The organism is Alteromonas sp. I10, from assembly GCF_003201515.1.
GTDB lineage: Bacteria > Pseudomonadota > Gammaproteobacteria > Enterobacterales > Alteromonadaceae > Alteromonas > Alteromonas macleodii.
Window position 1 is genome coordinate 199,816 of record NZ_QJJN01000005.1, and the last position, 15,371, is coordinate 215,186.

At 42.2% G+C, this 15,371-nt stretch carries 12 protein-coding genes; 3 read left to right on the forward strand and 9 right to left on the reverse strand.

The window, feature by feature from the left end:
* Positions 1 to 284 precede the first annotated feature (284 nt).
* A complete protein-coding gene (locus BZA03_RS11905; RefSeq protein WP_039221630.1) occupies positions 285 to 1,283 on the forward strand; it encodes an NADP-dependent oxidoreductase in 999 nt (332 codons plus the stop codon).
* 23 nt (positions 1,284 to 1,306) lie between these two features.
* Here BZA03_RS11905 and BZA03_RS11910 read toward each other — a convergent pair whose 3' ends face one another.
* The 7 genes from BZA03_RS11910 to BZA03_RS11945 all read right to left on the reverse strand — a co-directional run bounded on the left by BZA03_RS11910 (position 1,307) and on the right by BZA03_RS11945 (position 9,012).
* Entirely contained in the window at positions 1,307 to 2,383 is a 1,077-nt protein-coding gene (locus tag BZA03_RS11910; RefSeq protein ID WP_110288893.1) for a diguanylate cyclase, read from the reverse strand.
* Positions 2,384 to 2,487: 104 nt separating this feature from the next.
* On the reverse strand, positions 2,488 to 4,413 hold the full coding sequence (locus tag BZA03_RS11915) for an ATP-binding protein (protein ID WP_110288894.1): 1,926 nt from the start codon (positions 4,411 to 4,413) through the stop codon (positions 2,488 to 2,490).
* Between the two features lie 19 nt (positions 4,414 to 4,432).
* Positions 4,433 to 5,455 (reverse strand): ABC transporter substrate-binding protein, encoded by a 1,023-nt coding sequence (locus BZA03_RS11920; protein ID WP_014951202.1) that lies wholly within the window; start codon positions 5,453 to 5,455, stop codon positions 4,433 to 4,435.
* 124 nt (positions 5,456 to 5,579) lie between these two features.
* On the reverse strand, positions 5,580 to 6,566 hold the full coding sequence (locus tag BZA03_RS11925; RefSeq protein ID WP_110288895.1) for an LLM class flavin-dependent oxidoreductase: 987 nt from the start codon (positions 6,564 to 6,566) through the stop codon (positions 5,580 to 5,582).
* Positions 6,567 to 7,198: 632 nt separating this feature from the next.
* Positions 7,199 to 7,645 (reverse strand): hypothetical protein, encoded by a 447-nt coding sequence (locus tag BZA03_RS20500; RefSeq protein ID WP_220018913.1) that lies wholly within the window; start codon positions 7,643 to 7,645, stop codon positions 7,199 to 7,201.
* Between the two features lie 5 nt (positions 7,646 to 7,650).
* Complete coding sequence (locus BZA03_RS11940; protein ID WP_110288897.1) at positions 7,651 to 8,103, reverse strand: Panacea domain-containing protein; 453 nt, start codon at positions 8,101 to 8,103, stop codon at positions 7,651 to 7,653.
* Between the two features lie 405 nt (positions 8,104 to 8,508).
* Entirely contained in the window at positions 8,509 to 9,012 is a 504-nt protein-coding gene (locus BZA03_RS11945) for a hypothetical protein (RefSeq protein WP_110288898.1), read from the reverse strand.
* Positions 9,013 to 9,058: 46 nt separating this feature from the next.
* Here BZA03_RS11945 and BZA03_RS11950 point away from each other — a divergent pair, with 46 nt between their 5' ends.
* A complete protein-coding gene (locus BZA03_RS11950) occupies positions 9,059 to 9,562 on the forward strand; it encodes a DUF3732 domain-containing protein (protein ID WP_341462761.1) in 504 nt (167 codons plus the stop codon).
* Positions 9,563 to 9,597: 35 nt separating this feature from the next.
* Positions 9,598 to 12,399 carry a dsDNA nuclease domain-containing protein gene (locus BZA03_RS20595; RefSeq protein ID WP_110288899.1) on the forward strand — a complete coding sequence of 934 codons (2,802 nt, stop codon included), beginning with the start codon at positions 9,598 to 9,600 and terminating at the stop codon, positions 12,397 to 12,399.
* A 19-nt stretch (positions 12,400 to 12,418) separates the two neighbouring features.
* Here the strand turns inward: BZA03_RS20595 and BZA03_RS11960 are convergent, their stop codons facing one another.
* Both BZA03_RS11960 and glmS read right to left on the reverse strand, forming a co-directional pair.
* Positions 12,419 to 13,378: a bacteriophage abortive infection AbiH family protein gene (locus BZA03_RS11960; RefSeq protein WP_110288900.1), complete on the reverse strand. Its 960-nt coding sequence runs from the start codon at positions 13,376 to 13,378 to the stop codon at positions 12,419 to 12,421.
* A gap of 158 nt (positions 13,379 to 13,536) precedes the next feature.
* A complete protein-coding gene (gene glmS, locus BZA03_RS11965; protein WP_014951234.1) occupies positions 13,537 to 15,369 on the reverse strand; it encodes a glutamine--fructose-6-phosphate transaminase (isomerizing) in 1,833 nt (610 codons plus the stop codon).
* Positions 15,370 to 15,371 lie beyond the last annotated feature (2 nt).

Below are 15,371 nucleotides of genomic sequence, written 5' to 3' on the forward strand. Positions count from 1 at the left end.
TTTACATTTATAGCTACAACTTCGACGCATTTATAAGCAACTTTGATAAAACGGCGTTAACGAAAGATCTCAATCTTGTTAACGCCATTTTAATTAACTATCACTAACACCTATTGGAAATGCAAAAAGGTTTCAATCAAATTTATAAACAAGCTGTGTTATAGGTTGTGTTTATGTCTATAACCCCCACCCTATTTTAAACAGCGCAGATGCAACCGTGTTTAGCGACGCGCTTTTACATTCGATAAGACGTCGACCATTTGTGCTTGTAACAGGAGGACACCATGTCAACATACAAAGCTATTACACTCGTTAATCGCCCCCATGACAGAAAAATTGGGCCACATTTATTTGAAAGCAAAGAGCTCGAAATTCCCACGCCTAAAGACGGTCAAATTTTGATAAAGCAAACTCACATGTCTTTAGACCCTGCGATGTTAGGTTGGATGAGTGAAGACAGAGAGAGCTATATTCCACCTGTGGAGCTTGGCGATGTAATGCGCTCAAGCGGTGTGGGCGAAGTGGTTGAGTCTAACAACCCTAATTTTTCGGTTGGCGACAAAGTTATGGGAATGACTGGCTGGAGTGAATATGTGCTCAGTGACGGTTCTGGTTTTAACAAACTTCAGCCTGGCATTACTGAGGAAATGGCTCTTTGTGTTTTTGCACTACCAGGCCTAACGGCCACAACAGGTTTATATAACTTTGGCGAGCCCAAAGAAGGTGAGACACTTATTGTTACGGGTGCAGCAGGTTCTGTAGGCTCAATTGTAGGTCAGCTTGCTAAAGCAGACGGGCTGCGTGTAATTGGCGTAGTAGGAAGCGAAGACAAAGCCGATTGGATTGTTAACGAGCTTGGGTTTGATGGGGCTATAAACTACAAAACCGACAATTTAGAAGAAAAGTTAGCCGAACTAACACCAAATAAAATAGACGTCTTCTTTGAAAATACGGGCGGTCCTATTCAGCAGCACATTTTTAACAGAATGAATGCCCATGGCCGAATTGTGGTATGTGGAATGATTGCCGATTACCAGTCTGAAAAGCCGTCACCGGGCCCGAACTGGATCCCGCTGATTAAAAAACGAATTAACATTCGCGGTTTTGCTATGCCTGATCACTGGGGTGAAATTCCACAACTACTGCAAAAGCTTTCGCCTTATGTTCAACAAGGTAAAATCAAGTACCGTGCACACACTGTGGAAGGCTTAGAGAACGCCGAGAAGGGCCTAAATATGTTGTTTGAAGGCAAGAACACCGGCAAGATGATTGTGAAGCTGTAAGCCAATCGTGAAAAAGCGCAGTGTTAGTCTAAGCACTGCGCCTGATTTAATACAAACTGGGCTTTACCTTTTTCTTTTGCTTCGTAAAGTGCTTTATCTGCTTCGTCAATAAGGCAATCGATTGACATGTTCTCGGCCGACTTCGCAAACACCACACCAATGGAACAACTCATTAAAGGATGCTTTGCATCTTGAGCATGTTCTAATGCTGCTTCTGTCCACTTATTCAAGAGTGCATCACAGTGCTTCTCAACTTGTTCTTTCTGAATGTCGCTCAATACAACAATAAACTCTTCGCCACCGTACCGACCTAATATGTCTGTCTCTCGCTTAAAGACCTGCTTCATAATGCGGGCTTGTATTTTTATGGCTTCATCACCCTGCTGATGACCAAAACAGTCGTTGTATTTTTTAAAATCATCTAAGTCGAGCATCATCACGGCCATCGACACTTTATGACGCTTACTCAACGCCAACAGTTTTTCACTCTGCTCTCGTAACGCACGCCGATTCAATAAATCAGATAAGGGGTCAAATTTGCTAAGTTTAAGTAGCCTGTCATTGGTTTCTTTTAACATGCGTACGCTGCGATCTAACCGATAACGGGCATAGACACAAATAAACAAAGACCCAGATACAAATGCCATTGAAATTGGAACTCTGTCACCATAAACCGGCGCAACCCACATTAACCCCAAGAAACCCAGAATGTTGATGACGTTGGCTGCTAGCGCTAATTTAAAGGCAATACCCAGCGCAAACACACAGAAGAAAGCATATAAAATGGTGCCCTCGTAGGGGAAAATGAAGCTGTGCTCTTCCCAGCAAACCCATATTAACCAGTAGTTGCTGTAAGAAAGCGCAATAAGTAACCCTGCGAAAATGTAGGCTCGATGCTGAATGAACCTGCGCCAGAAGGAGAGTACAACAACGACGAGTATAATAGGGAATTGAAGAAGTAAGCGATCGAATATGTACAGCTCGTACATGCTGCTTGGTAGTAGCATCAAGTCAGCAGCCATAAAGGCAAGCACAAGTACAGCACCAATGATCAGCGCAATTCTCAGCCGAAGTAGCTCGCGGGGTTTATTGATTTGCACACGCCACCTTAAGCAATAAGTTACTGTTAAAGCATCTATATATTAGCCCATGGCGAAATCACCCACGGGCTCTTACAACTTCAAATTACTGAAGCTGCATCACTTTAACTATTATCAGTGACTTCTTGATTAAGCGCCAGTTTCGACAAACTTTCTTGCAGTGCCTCAACGGTGACTGGTTTGGTAACGATGTCGTCCATCCCTGCTTCTTTAAATGACACGTGCCGCTCTTTGAATGCTTCGGCGGTAAGCCCTATAACAGGGATTTTGCTAAGCTCTCCATCAAGCTTTCGAATGCGTTTTGTCGCTTCAATGCCGTCCATCACTGGCATGTGCACATCCATGAAAACAACATCAATACCGCCCTCTTCTACTCGTGCAGCGGCTTTCAGTCCATTATCAACGTGCTCAACATCACATTTCAGCTGTTCTAAGAGTGCCTGTGCTACCACAGCATTAATGGCATTATCTTCAGCCAACAGAACTTTAATACCTTCTGGTAAGCTAGCGCGCTCTGCTTGTCGCGCGGAATCCGAATCGGCCGACGACTCCACCACGCGACGACTCTGCACCTTAGCTGTAACGGTGAAACATGAACCTTCACCTACTTTGCTCACCACCTTAATATCACCACCTAATATTTGTGCAAGCTGCTTTGCAATAGCAAGACCTAGCCCAGTGCCACCGTATTTACGCGTAATTGATGAATCGGACTGCGTAAACTTATCAAAAATATGCTCGAGTCTGTCTGGCTCAATACCAATACCGGTATCTTTAACCGCAATTACCAAATGGTTCTCGCTCACGGTATCCTGTGAAGGCTGTTTGAGTTTGGCGGAAATAGTCACCGTGCCCTTATGAGTAAACTTAATTGCATTACTCACCAAGTTAATGATTATCTGGCGTAACTTCGTAATATCACTGGTTACTGCCACCGATTCCATGTTCTTACTTTTGTAAACCAAACGCGTACTATTGGCGCTAGCATTGGTACCCAGTAGCGTAATAAGGTCATTCAGCATTGCGTCAAGATCGAACTCTGTAACGTCAACTTCTGACATACCTGATTCAATTTTTGAGAGATCCAGAACATCGTTGATAACGGTCGCTAGAATAGACGCCGATGATTTCAAATCGCTGGCATACTGATGCTGTTTGTCGGACAGTTGCGTATCAAGAAGTAGCGTTGCTAATCCCTGAATACCGTTCAGTGGGGTGCGAATTTCGTGACTCATTACTGCAAGAAAATCCGTTTTTGCGCGGTTTGCTTGCTGAGCTTGAGCAACGTATTGCTCTATTTCACCAGACATTGCCTCAACGTCTCGCGCTAAACTACCTAACTCGTCGTTTTGCTGTAAGTCTATACTGACCTTCTTATGGTCAACCGCAATGCGACTTGCTGCTGATTTTATTTTTTCGATAGGAGAAACAACAAACACCTGTGTGACTCTTCCCATAAGCAAACTGACAATAACGACAGCAAATAGCGTCACTAATGACGTTAGCCACGCAATAGTAGATAGGGAAGATTGCAGTGCGTCAGCAGGCTGTAATACGGTAACTTTCCAATTCCATGGCGCAAATTCCGCACACGCAAATAACACGTCAGCATCGTTAATATTCGACTCACCAAAGGCGACCTTACGACTGGCAATGGTTGCGATTGTCGCATCTTCGACATTAGGAACCACAGTGTGCTCCATCGTACTAAACACCACAGTATCGGCACTCTTGTCACTGATCGCAAAGTGGCGGTCGGTGGCTTGCTGCAACGACTTTAGCTCTTCAAACACTTCCTTTTGATAGGCCTCGCGAAACACAGGCACATTCTCTAGGCCCGACTCAATAAGCAGTTCACGTCTTTCGTCAATGATCTCTAAAACGTTTAATGTAAGCGTCTGAGTGAGGAGCTGATATTCTCTTTCGCGTACTGAATCGTACGCCGTCAAATAAGCCCAATACCCAGTAAGTGCCATACCAATTAATAAAATTGGAATGTAGATAACCAGCAGTTTCGATTTAATCCGCATACTTACTTCTAATTAGGCCTTATTGATACACATGTTTTTTCGACAGCTTCAAGTAATTTGAAGGAATGGGCAACTGCAGTTTGATTGCTGTAGACACATTTACCGCTACAGTGTACGTATCCATTTTATCAACGGGAATGTCCCTCGCCGATTTTTTCTCAAGAATTAGCTTGGCTTTTCTTGCAGCTGATTTGCCAATACTCGCTGGCTCAGATACTACGCCAAGAAGCGCACCTTCTTTCACAGAGGAAATGCTTTCTGCGAATAAAGGAAGCAGTCCCGTAGCTTCTTTTACCTTTGTTACTAAGCCATTCGATTCCGCGAGCGGCCCAGATGAAAGCCAGTAACCATCCAGCTCGTTTGTTTTTTGCTGCAAGCTGTTGATGATGCTATCAGTCATTTCAACCAGTCCATCATCGCCTTCTATATACGGTGTACTAACAGCAACAAGATTTATGTTTTCGTAGTCACCATTCAGTGCCAGAAGTTGATTAACCAAGTTACTTGACGATGGGTATGTAGAATGGACTAGACCGATGGTAAAAAGCGATGAGGGCTTAGACGCTCTGAGCACGCCCTCTAACATATCTAGCTTTACCTTTGCGTCTAGCACGTGGGACTCGCCCGTCATGTTGCGTTCACTAACCGCACCAATAGCAGAAACTATTCCTTCTTCAACCGGTGCTGAGACCGCCATAAACAGCTTAGGTACATCAACAAACTCTTCAGAAGCATTCAGCGCTCTGGTGGCAAGGGTCGCCACCGATACAATAAGGTCAGGCGCTGGGTTTTGTGCAAGCTCGGTAAGTATCTCCTTAGCACGAACTTCAGAGCCTTCGGCGTTATACGATGTTACGTTAATCTCGTGATCGGGCATAATCCGCGCAAGTTCCTTTTCGAACTCGGCCCGCGAATCAGCGACAATGGGAACAGGCAGTGTTTCAAGAACAATTAGGTCCAGGGTTTCTTTCGCAAAAGCAGCACTAGCGCCCCACATCAAAGATGATAAAGCTAAAAGAAGGGAAAACCAGACCTTTGTCATGACTGTGAACCTAACACAACTAACTGAAAATACGCACATATAGACGTATCATAAAGTTATTCGAAGGTCATTCATAGTGGAAGTTATAACCAAATATTCAATACTGGGAATAGCTTTCTTAAAACTAAGATGCGATTTCCGCAAATGCGTTAACACTAAACAGGCGCGCCTCTATATCGTATATCGGCATCGACACGATAACTTCATCAACCCCCGTCGCTTCAACAAACTGAGCTAGCTTGTTTTGCACCGTCTCTTTCGAACCTACCAACGCATACCTCAATACATTCGATAACATTGCTTCGTCAGTCGCCGTACAATATTCTTCAAAGTTAGGCATAGGCTTAGCGAAAGGCCTATTAAGACCACGTCGCATGTTCATAAATTGCTGCTTCACTGACGTGAATAGGAGTTCAGCCTCTTCATCGGTTTCAGCAATCACCACCATTACACCGGCCATCGCTTTTGGCGCTGATAACTGAGGCGACGGTTTGAACATATTGCGGTACACATGAAGCGCATCGAATAGCGCATCGGGCGCAAAATGCGAGGCGAACGAATATGGCAGCCCCATTTTTGCCGCCACTTGGGCACTGTATAAGCTAGAGCCAAGCAACCACAGGGGGACGTGTGTATTCGCCCCAGGTACTGCAACAATCGGCTGCCCGTCTTGCGGTGTACCCAAGTAGTGCTGAAGTTCTTGAATATCTTCTGGGTAGCTGTCCACATCGCTTTGCAGATTACGACGAAGCGCGCGTGCGGTTGCCATATCAGTACCTGGTGCACGGCCAAGTCCAAGCTCTATGCGATTGGGAAATAATTCAGCCAAGGTGCCAAACTGTTCAGCAATGACCAAAGGTGCATGGTTAGGCAGCATAATACCGCCCGCACCAACTTTAATGGTAGCGGTGGCGTTAGCAATGTGCGTTAACACTACTGAGGTGGCAGAACTGGCAACACCATGCATGCCGTGATGCTCGGCTAACCACACACGTTCATAGCCACAGCGCTCAGCTTCCACAGCCATTAACTTTGAATTGTTTAACGCGTCTTTTACGCCAAACCCTTCAGATATTGGCGCTAAATCTAGCAGTGAGTATGGGATAGCCATGTTGCCTCGCAATGTTGAAACTTGGTATGACTTATAGGTATGACCTTACTCCTCGTTTTACAACTGCCTTACCTGACAAAGTAAGACGGATGGAGAAGGTTTATCGATAAAGTGAGAGTGGTGGAAAGAGAAGTGAAATAATAGTGAGTCATGGGCTTGCAGGAAAGCCACTTAATTAGCAGCCAATACTCGCCTATTGAAAATAAAAAAGCCTGCGCTTTTGTCAGCCGCAGGCTTTGTTTGTGAGCACGAATATGTCATCGATTAACTAAGTCGGAAAGTGGGGGCTAATCACTTTCCTTTAAAAATCAGCGGATCTTTTTGGAGGGCATTCAAACAAGGTTGGAAAGTAGAGTTTCTCCCTTTCTCAATAAGGCTAAACCTGTGTGAAAACAAAGATGGAAAGTGAGTTTACTCTGTCGAATTTGAGCGCATTTTAAAGTTATCAAATTAGTATTGAGCAAGTAACCAGAAATCGAATGGCATACCTGTGAAGAGCTCCTGTCTCCTAGCAAAGGTGTGGCCAACGCAACCACCACACCTAGATCATTACGCGATAAACACAAAACCCAACGAGAAGCTGAAAATACCAAGCGTTGGGAATCTATTTTAAATGCTTTATTTATGCGTGCTTACGGATAGAGCTGATGCTCAGGGTCTAACCAAACAGCATAGAATACGTTTTCAATGAAGAAACCGTGAATACGCCCATACTCATTAGCACTAAATTGAAACTGGTAAGGAGTTACCGACTGAAGCTGCTCATTTAAATGAGAAAAGCCATCTTTCTCGCTAGTTGAGGACCAATCTATACTATGAGCACGGAGAGATTTGCCACCAGATTGACGCAAGTCACTAGCTTTCTGTTGCGATACATCTTTAAGCCTAGAAAGCACTTTGAAAATATAGTCGCCATCTTTCGCTTTGATGCAAAACTTGCCTTTAGGATGCTCTAGCTGGAGGTGCTTAAATGAAAAAATCATTGCACCTTCCTCATTTTTTAGTGGTGCAGCCTTTACTTTACCACCTTTTGAATTGCTGGGCTGACGAGCTTTAGGCTTATGCTTTTTATTCGCCAATATACTTAAGCCTCTTCAGCTACTTCCGTGTAAAACTTGCGCATAGTGTCTTTATTGATCACATTTTCACAAGCTTCGTCTGGCTCACAAGCACCACGAGCTTCAATCCACGGCTGCTCATCATGCGTCATCTGCTCAAGCTCATAACCACTATACTTGCCAAAAACATCATAAATTTCAGCCAAATGCTCAGCATGTGCTTCTTCTAGATCTGGAAATTCAACGTCCTCAAGAATTGGATTCCAACGATAATCTTTAAAACGATGATATAGAGTTCGAACTACAGGACCGTGAACCCATGCTTCAAACTCTTCAGAAACCAACGGAGAACCATTATTAACTAAGAACCACGCATCCGCGTAATAAACCATTTTTTGTAATTTTAATTGGCTGATGTAGTCGCCATGCTCTTTAGCAAAAGCAAGGAAAAAATCAGCCACTTGGTTTGCACTAATCATACACCCTCCAACTTTTAGCCAAGCATTCTACCCCAGTATAGATAATTTTCACTATATTTTTGGTATGCAAACAAAATGTTCCTCTTGAGGCATATATGTTTATAGCGAGAAAATCGCGCGTTTTTCTACCACACTGTCGCTCATTTTTCTAAATTCAACAGTTTTAACAAACCATCTAAATTATTAATAGTATTAATAAAAACAACTTTTACTTGTTTTTTGCCAGGACAAAAAATTCGATTAGGTCGCTTTCTTGAATATGTAAGCTCTTATATTAACGCTGTTCAAAACACAGTTAGTTACAAGATTAAGTGTCTGCTTTGGAAAATCAAAGATAAACATGAACGATAAGGTCAACAACTGCTCTTCGCTCGTAACTGACCGTCAGACCTCATCTGAAATAATTCACTTTATGCTGTGAACTTTATTCGAATCATCAAACTTGTTTTGAGTACGTAACCAGAAATCGAATGGCATACCTGTGACTTGCTCCAGGCTCTTTGCGAAACCTATATCAACACTCACTTTCTCATTCAAAAAATTGTCAAAATGTTCATTAGATATACCTAGATCACCTATGACGTCTTGAATACTCGCCCCCTTTGCTGTTGATTTAGACAAATACAATTCCTCAAAATACCGTGCAGGGTGCAATGCTTCTTTTTCTTCAGGGACATTGACGAAACCACGATTCATTTGCACATCAATATTTTCTGGAGTAATTACTAATGCATCAACATCTAGTCGCTTATATTTAACGTCATTTTCAGGCATCTCATTGAATGAAATCTGGTCAATATTTTGTAGCTTCTTAATGCTTCTACCCCTTGATGCAGTTCTATCAACACCAGGACTCCTAAGCTGCGCTTTTTTAAATGGGTTTTCACGCTGAGTTTTTTGATGTTTCATATCTAACCTACGATGAATTTAACGTTCGCCTATGACAGCCAAGTAAATCAACCTCCATTTTTCATTTGAGACTTTTGACCTTTATCATTTAACGCCTGAAGGCGAAAAGATTTACCTACGTTCAATGGGCAGTGGTGCAAACTGGCTTTACTGCCATGTAACATTATTTTTAGCATTACATAAATATTTTGCTGAATTAGGAAGCAAGTGTGCGATACCTTCTTTATTATTCCTAGATCAGCCAACCCAAGTTTACTTTCCTAACTTCACACGTGATAACGCTGATACCTTTGATGAGCAAAAAAGCACGGAAGCCAAGCAAAGAACTGAGAAGGAGCGTCCCGTAGATGAAGATATTAAGGCGGTTGAGAACCTTTTTAGTCAGCTATCTATCTATTGTAATGAACTTGAATCAAGCAATGGCTTTAGCCCGCAAATTATTGTTACCGATCATGCGGACAATTTAGAGCTATCAAATGGAGTTAAATTTGAATCCTTAGTCAATGGAAACCGTTGGCGTAAAAGAGGCTTAATTGATCCTGTCAGTTAACTGTTTCATTACTTTAGATCGGAAATATAGTTCATATGCTTGATAAAAAAAGTGAACACTCGTTCGATGTTCTTGATGAAGCTCAGCTAACTCGAATTGAGGCAGTACATAGAGGTTTCTTGTATCAACATTTATATACTGTTGGTTGTTTATTATTAGCTCAAGAAGCAAACATAGAGTCAACAATAGTTGAATTAGATGAAGACATAGAGCTTTTAAGTAAAAAGAAACGAATATACATACAAGTGAAAACTCGTTCTAAGCCGATAATCCCTAGCGATGTCTCTGGGGCTATAGAACGCTTTGACATACTACGTAAGGAGCATACTGATGGAAATAGAAAAGGAGAAGCATTATTTGTATTAATAGCTAATCAAGAGCCTAGTCCGCAACTTCAAAAAAACATCAATAACAAACTATTTCCTGGTGATATTAAATTTATCTCACCAAAAGCGTCTTCTAGTTGCGATCCTGCTCTCCCCCCAGCGTGGGAGTCACTCTCTGAAGCTGCAAAGTGGTGCACTACGCAAGCCCAAAAATTGAATTTTTCATTGTTGTCACCTGACTCACTTATCTGGAAATTGGCGGGACTTGTGCAGCTAGCAGCCACAGGCGATTCGCAGGACATGTCACATGTATTCCAAACTAAGAACTTACCTAAGTTATTTGAGCAATTACTGATTCAATTACAAGACTTTCCTGAGCCGCCAGAAAATTACGTGGCTCAAATGTGTGAGCCAACTCTCATATCCAATGAACGAATACGTATTATTTGTGGCTTATCCGGTTCCGGAAAAACTGCGTGGGCAGCACAAGCAGCTCTCCATAGCTCACAGCTTTGTGCTTACTATGACACTGGCGATATACCTGCACCTGCACTCGCTAGTACTTTGGTACGTGAACTTGCTGCGAAATTCGCAGGTTCAGACAATGATGGATTTAGAAAAATACTTCTTCCAGGTGTGAGTGGCTACGATGCTTTAAGGACCTTTGACACATATATTACGCAACAGGGGACCAATATACTTCTCGTTATAGATAACTCACACCGTATCCCTGCTGAAACTATCAGAAACTTATTTAACTCAACTAAATCGATTCACTTTATACTCCTATGTCAGCCGAATGAAAGCGTTAGAGAATTAGAATCTCTTATGGGTATAAATAGAGAAACACTTAAGGGCTGGGATATTGATTCTATAGCGGCTGTAGTTAATATGCTGGGAGGATACGGGACTCCTCAAGATTTTGAAAATTTAAAAAACTATACTGGAGGCCTTCCACTTTATGTTCAAAGCGCTGCAAATTTAGCTTCTACAGAATACGAAAACAATATTGATACGCTGTGTGCAGACTTAACACAACAAAAATGCAGCACAGAAACTGCACAAGAAATTATTCTCTCACGGATTTATCAAGGCTTAGATAAAGTCATTCAAGATTCATTTGCAATATTTAGCTTGGCTGACGTTGGATTAAGCACGGATGAAATAGTTACATTGCTCAGCCACTCGCTAAATATACCAACAAATAAAGCTGTCATATATCTTAAGAAAATGAGAGCCACAGGAGCTGTAGAGGCTTTTGGGAATAAAACGCTGAAAGTGCATGACTCTCTGAGAGCTCTGGGATTAATTCATTTAAACCTGTTAGATGAGGAGGTGATACAAACAAGTTTAATCACTTTAAAAGATCTTATTATCTCAAGTTTACATAAAGATCGTGACACTTCTAGATTTGCATTGCTGATCCAGGTTTTTATTAAACTAAATGACGTTATGGCACTTATCTCAATATCAGGTGAAGAGTTGTTTTATGAGATGGGTATCAATACAGATATTTTGGCGAGTATAGAATCGGCTCTGAACTCCGATGTTTTAGGGGCAGAACATAAGTTTTGGGCTCTGGATGGATTAGTGTTCTCTGCTTTTAGGGAAGGTCATTTTCAAGACGCTCCACCAAGACTTGAAGCGATGGAACATCTGATTGCACAAAATGAGTTTAGTTATCGTGAGCACGTAGCTTTTGGCATGAAAAAAATATTACTTGCAGCCGAAAATGGTAAGGCTCAAGAGGTTGAGCGACTGAAAGAAGAGTATTCGACGAAACTTCCTGATGCTGAGCACAAACGAATATTCAACTATAACTATGCTAATGCGTTATGGAAGCTCAAAAAATACAGAAAAGCCAAGCAGATATGCCATCAAGTCGTTGGAGAGTATTATGATATTTTGGGCATTACCCCTAAAGACGTTCTTGGCAAAAATTCAGATGTCTTATGGACGATTATCAATCGACCTGAAAATGTACAAGAGCATATCAAACACCTAGCAGATGCATTGGAGCTTTACGCTCGGATTTTAGATGAGCTTGATGAAAATACCTCATTTACGCGCATTCATGCTATGAAATTCTACAATATGACAATGGCTCCAGACTCCATGGTTCGAGTCGGGCAAGATTTGGCTGATGAATTTGTTGCGAGGAAAGATTATGAAGGAGCTAAAGAGGTAATTGAGCAACATATTTTACCTGTTATAAATCAAGCGGGTTTGATAAACAGGATGGTGCAGGTGAGAAGTCAATATGCTGTCATTCTCGCTTATTGCGGATTACATAATGATGCAGCTTCAGAAATTAAAAATCTGAATCCATATATCCAGGGGTTAAGCCGCGAACAGCGCACCGAAATAGAAAACCAGACTGACTTGATTTCACATCTAGCCCAAATCGCACAACTGGAAGAAAGCAAAAAGTCATTTGGTAAAGTTGGAAGAAACGAACAATGCCCTTGTGGCTCTGGCTTAAAATATAAAAAGTGTCATGGTGTAATTTAATACGAATATTTTTGTCAAACTACAAAGCACTCATTCTAACTACTGAAATATTTTTAATACCTAAGTTTGTTAACTTACTAAAGTGCGTATTTCGATCACTTTCATCGTGGAATGTCACCGTCCAGTTAGTAGAGTGCTTAGTCGAATTAGCTAAATGTTTAAAGTAAGGCATGTCAACATCTGCTAACGAATGACCAATTACTATTACTTCGTCTATGTTTTTCAGGTTTCTGAAAAACATAGCATTACTCGATATTATTGATTCCGTGCACTTAAAAGTTTCATTGAAGTATCGATTGATAGTTTCTTTACCAAGCTCATATGAATAATCAAATTGATCCGACATGTGTTCATACCAAGCTTCTAAATTCTCAGAGAATAAACCTTCGGGCGGAGACTCTGGTTTTTCTATAAAACTATCAGGATTAACCCCATGTCCAAGCACTAATTCATCTACACGTCCATCAACTTTTCCATGTATAAACAATACATTCTCATCTGAAATCGAATAGTATCGTGATAGGGTATCTGTATAGTTAAATGTTAGGTATCTTGCTTTTTTATTTAGTTTTATTTCTTTCAGTTGATCAAGTTTAGGGAATTCAACAGAAAGAATGAACTCTTTAAACGCGCTGAATAAAGTCGCCGTTAACTTCTCAAGAACAAACTCCATTTCAATTTGAAACGCTCCCCAGTCTCGATCTCTAAAATCGTCAGAACTTGGATTAGCAAGATAATCAGTATATGCATCTAAAACTGTTTGTGTATCCAATAATGACAGACTATGTTCGAAATCAGACCAAAGAAGATCTCTAATAACTGATTGATTTTCTGAATTAATGTCCTCGAAACCATAATGTTCTAAAAGTAATTCATATACATCGGAATAATGCTTTTTTAGAAACAACCCAAACGAGCTATACGAAGTATTGAGTCCATGATGCAAGTCAAAACCATTCCCAATTACATATAACTTCATAACTCTTTTCCATAAGATTTAGTTAATGCAGGCCAAGCTAATAGTTCAGCCTGCAAAATTCACATCCACTTTCCAACTTTGTTTGTCACTTTCCATCCTTGTTAATAACTTTCCAACTTAGTTTGTATGTGACAGAATAAGTGCTTCAGCAGTGTGCTTTATTCCACCGTAACCGACTTCGCCAAGTTACGCGGCTGGTCAACGTCGGTGCCCTTAATTAGCGCTACGTAGTAGCTCAAAAGCTGTAGTGGCAAGGTATAAATGATAGGTGCGATTGGTTCGTCGCAGTGCGGTACGTTGATAACGCGCATGGTTTCATCACCTTCAAACGCCGCATCTTTATCCGCAAATACATACATGATGCCGCCACGGGCACGTACTTCTTCAACGTTCGACTTTAGCTTCTCGAGGAGTTCGTTGTTCGGTGCAACCACAATAACGGGCATTTCGTCATCAATAAGCGCAAGTGGGCCGTGTTTCAATTCACCAGACGCATACGCTTCCGCATGAATATAAGAAATCTCTTTAAGCTTTAGCGCCCCTTCCATGGCAATAGGATATTGGTCGCCACGACCTAGGAACAAGCTGTGGTTCTTATCTGCAAATTCTTCAGCTAAATCTTCAATGCCACCAGTTATCGCTAAGGTCTCTTCAAGCTTTGCAGGTAGACTATGAAGCGCAGAGACAATAGCTTTGCTGTCAGCGTCTGTCATGCCGTTTTCTTTGCCCAGTGCTAGGGTAAGCATTAAGAACGCAGTGAGCTGAGTAGTGAAAGCTTTGGTAGACGCAACGCCAATTTCCGCGCCAGCGCGGGTCATAAATGCAAGGTCTGACTCGCGTACTAATGACGAACCCTGAACGTTACAGATAGTCAAACTAGACATATAGCCCAGCTCTTTTGCCAAGCGAAGGGCAGCTAACGTATCGGCTGTCTCACCTGATTGAGAGATAGTAATAAGCAGGCTGTTCGGGTGCACTACTGACTTGCGGTAACGAAACTCCGATGCAATTTCTACGTTGCAAGACACATTTGCATATTGTTCTAGCCAATAGCGCGCCGTCATACCCGCATGGTAGCTGGTACCACAGGCAATAATTTGTACATGCTGTACTTTTTTGAATATCTCGTCAGCACCTTTACCAAATATGTCAGCGGTAAGTCCGTTTTCGTCAATACGATCTTTAAGCGCATTACGCACAACGGTTGGCTGCTCGTGAATTTCCTTGAGCATGTAGTGGCGGTAACCCGCTTTGTCACCCGCGTCGTGCTCGATATTCGACTCAATCACTTCGCGTTCAACGGCATTGCCGTCTTTGTCGAAGATTTTAACATCGCGACGAGTAATCTCTGCCACATCGCCTTCTTCTAAAAAGATAAAGCGGCGTGTCACTGGCAATAATGCCATTTGATCTGACGCAATGAAGTTCTCGCCAAGGCCTAAACCAATTACAAGCGGGCTGCCCGAACGTGCAACCACTACGCGACTAGGATCTTCTTTATCCATGATGACGGTGCCATACGCACCGTGGAAGGTTTTAACGGCACTTTGTACAGCGTCTAGTAAAGTCTTACCTGACTTAAGCTCTTCGTGTACGGTGTGGGCAATGGTTTCTGTGTCGGTGTCGCTGGTAAAGGTATAGCCCTGCTCTTTTAACTGTGCTTTTAAGTTAACATAGTTTTCAATAATACCGTTGTGAACAACAGCTACACGTTCAGTTGAAAAGTGTGGGTGCGCATTCGCTTCAGTCACACCACCGTGCGTTGCCCAACGGGTATGAGCAATTCCAGTTGTGCCCAAAGCTTCACCTTCTGCAACCGCATCAGCAAGCTCTTGTACTTTGCCTGTACGGCGAATACGCGTAAGCGTGCCGTCGCCTTGCAGTAGCGCTACGCCAGCTGAATCATAGCCGCGATACTCTAGCCTTTTTAAACCTTCTAATAGGATTTCAACTACGTTACGCTCAGCTACAGCGCCAACTATTCCACACATGA

What these genes read in the sequence shown, in the direction of transcription:
- BZA03_RS11905 (WP_039221630.1), top strand. Translation starts at nt 285, where the DNA reads ATGTCAACATACAAAGCTATTACACTCGTTAATCGCCCCCATGACAGA.
- BZA03_RS11915 (WP_110288894.1), bottom strand. Translation starts at nt 4,413, where the DNA reads ATGCGGATTAAATCGAAACTGCTGGTTATCTACATTCCAATTTTATTA.
- BZA03_RS11920 (WP_014951202.1), bottom strand. Translation starts at nt 5,455, where the DNA reads ATGACAAAGGTCTGGTTTTCCCTTCTTTTAGCTTTATCATCTTTGATG.
- BZA03_RS11925 (WP_110288895.1), bottom strand. Translation starts at nt 6,566, where the DNA reads ATGGCTATCCCATACTCACTGCTAGATTTAGCGCCAATATCTGAAGGG.
- BZA03_RS11940 (WP_110288897.1), bottom strand. Translation starts at nt 8,103, where the DNA reads ATGATTAGTGCAAACCAAGTGGCTGATTTTTTCCTTGCTTTTGCTAAA.
- BZA03_RS11945 (WP_110288898.1), bottom strand. Translation starts at nt 9,012, where the DNA reads ATGAAACATCAAAAAACTCAGCGTGAAAACCCATTTAAAAAAGCGCAG.
- BZA03_RS20595 (WP_110288899.1), top strand. Translation starts at nt 9,598, where the DNA reads ATGCTTGATAAAAAAAGTGAACACTCGTTCGATGTTCTTGATGAAGCT.
- BZA03_RS11960 (WP_110288900.1), bottom strand. Translation starts at nt 13,378, where the DNA reads ATGAAGTTATATGTAATTGGGAATGGTTTTGACTTGCATCATGGACTC.
- glmS (WP_014951234.1), bottom strand. Translation starts at nt 15,369, where the DNA reads ATGTGTGGAATAGTTGGCGCTGTAGCTGAGCGTAACGTAGTTGAAATC.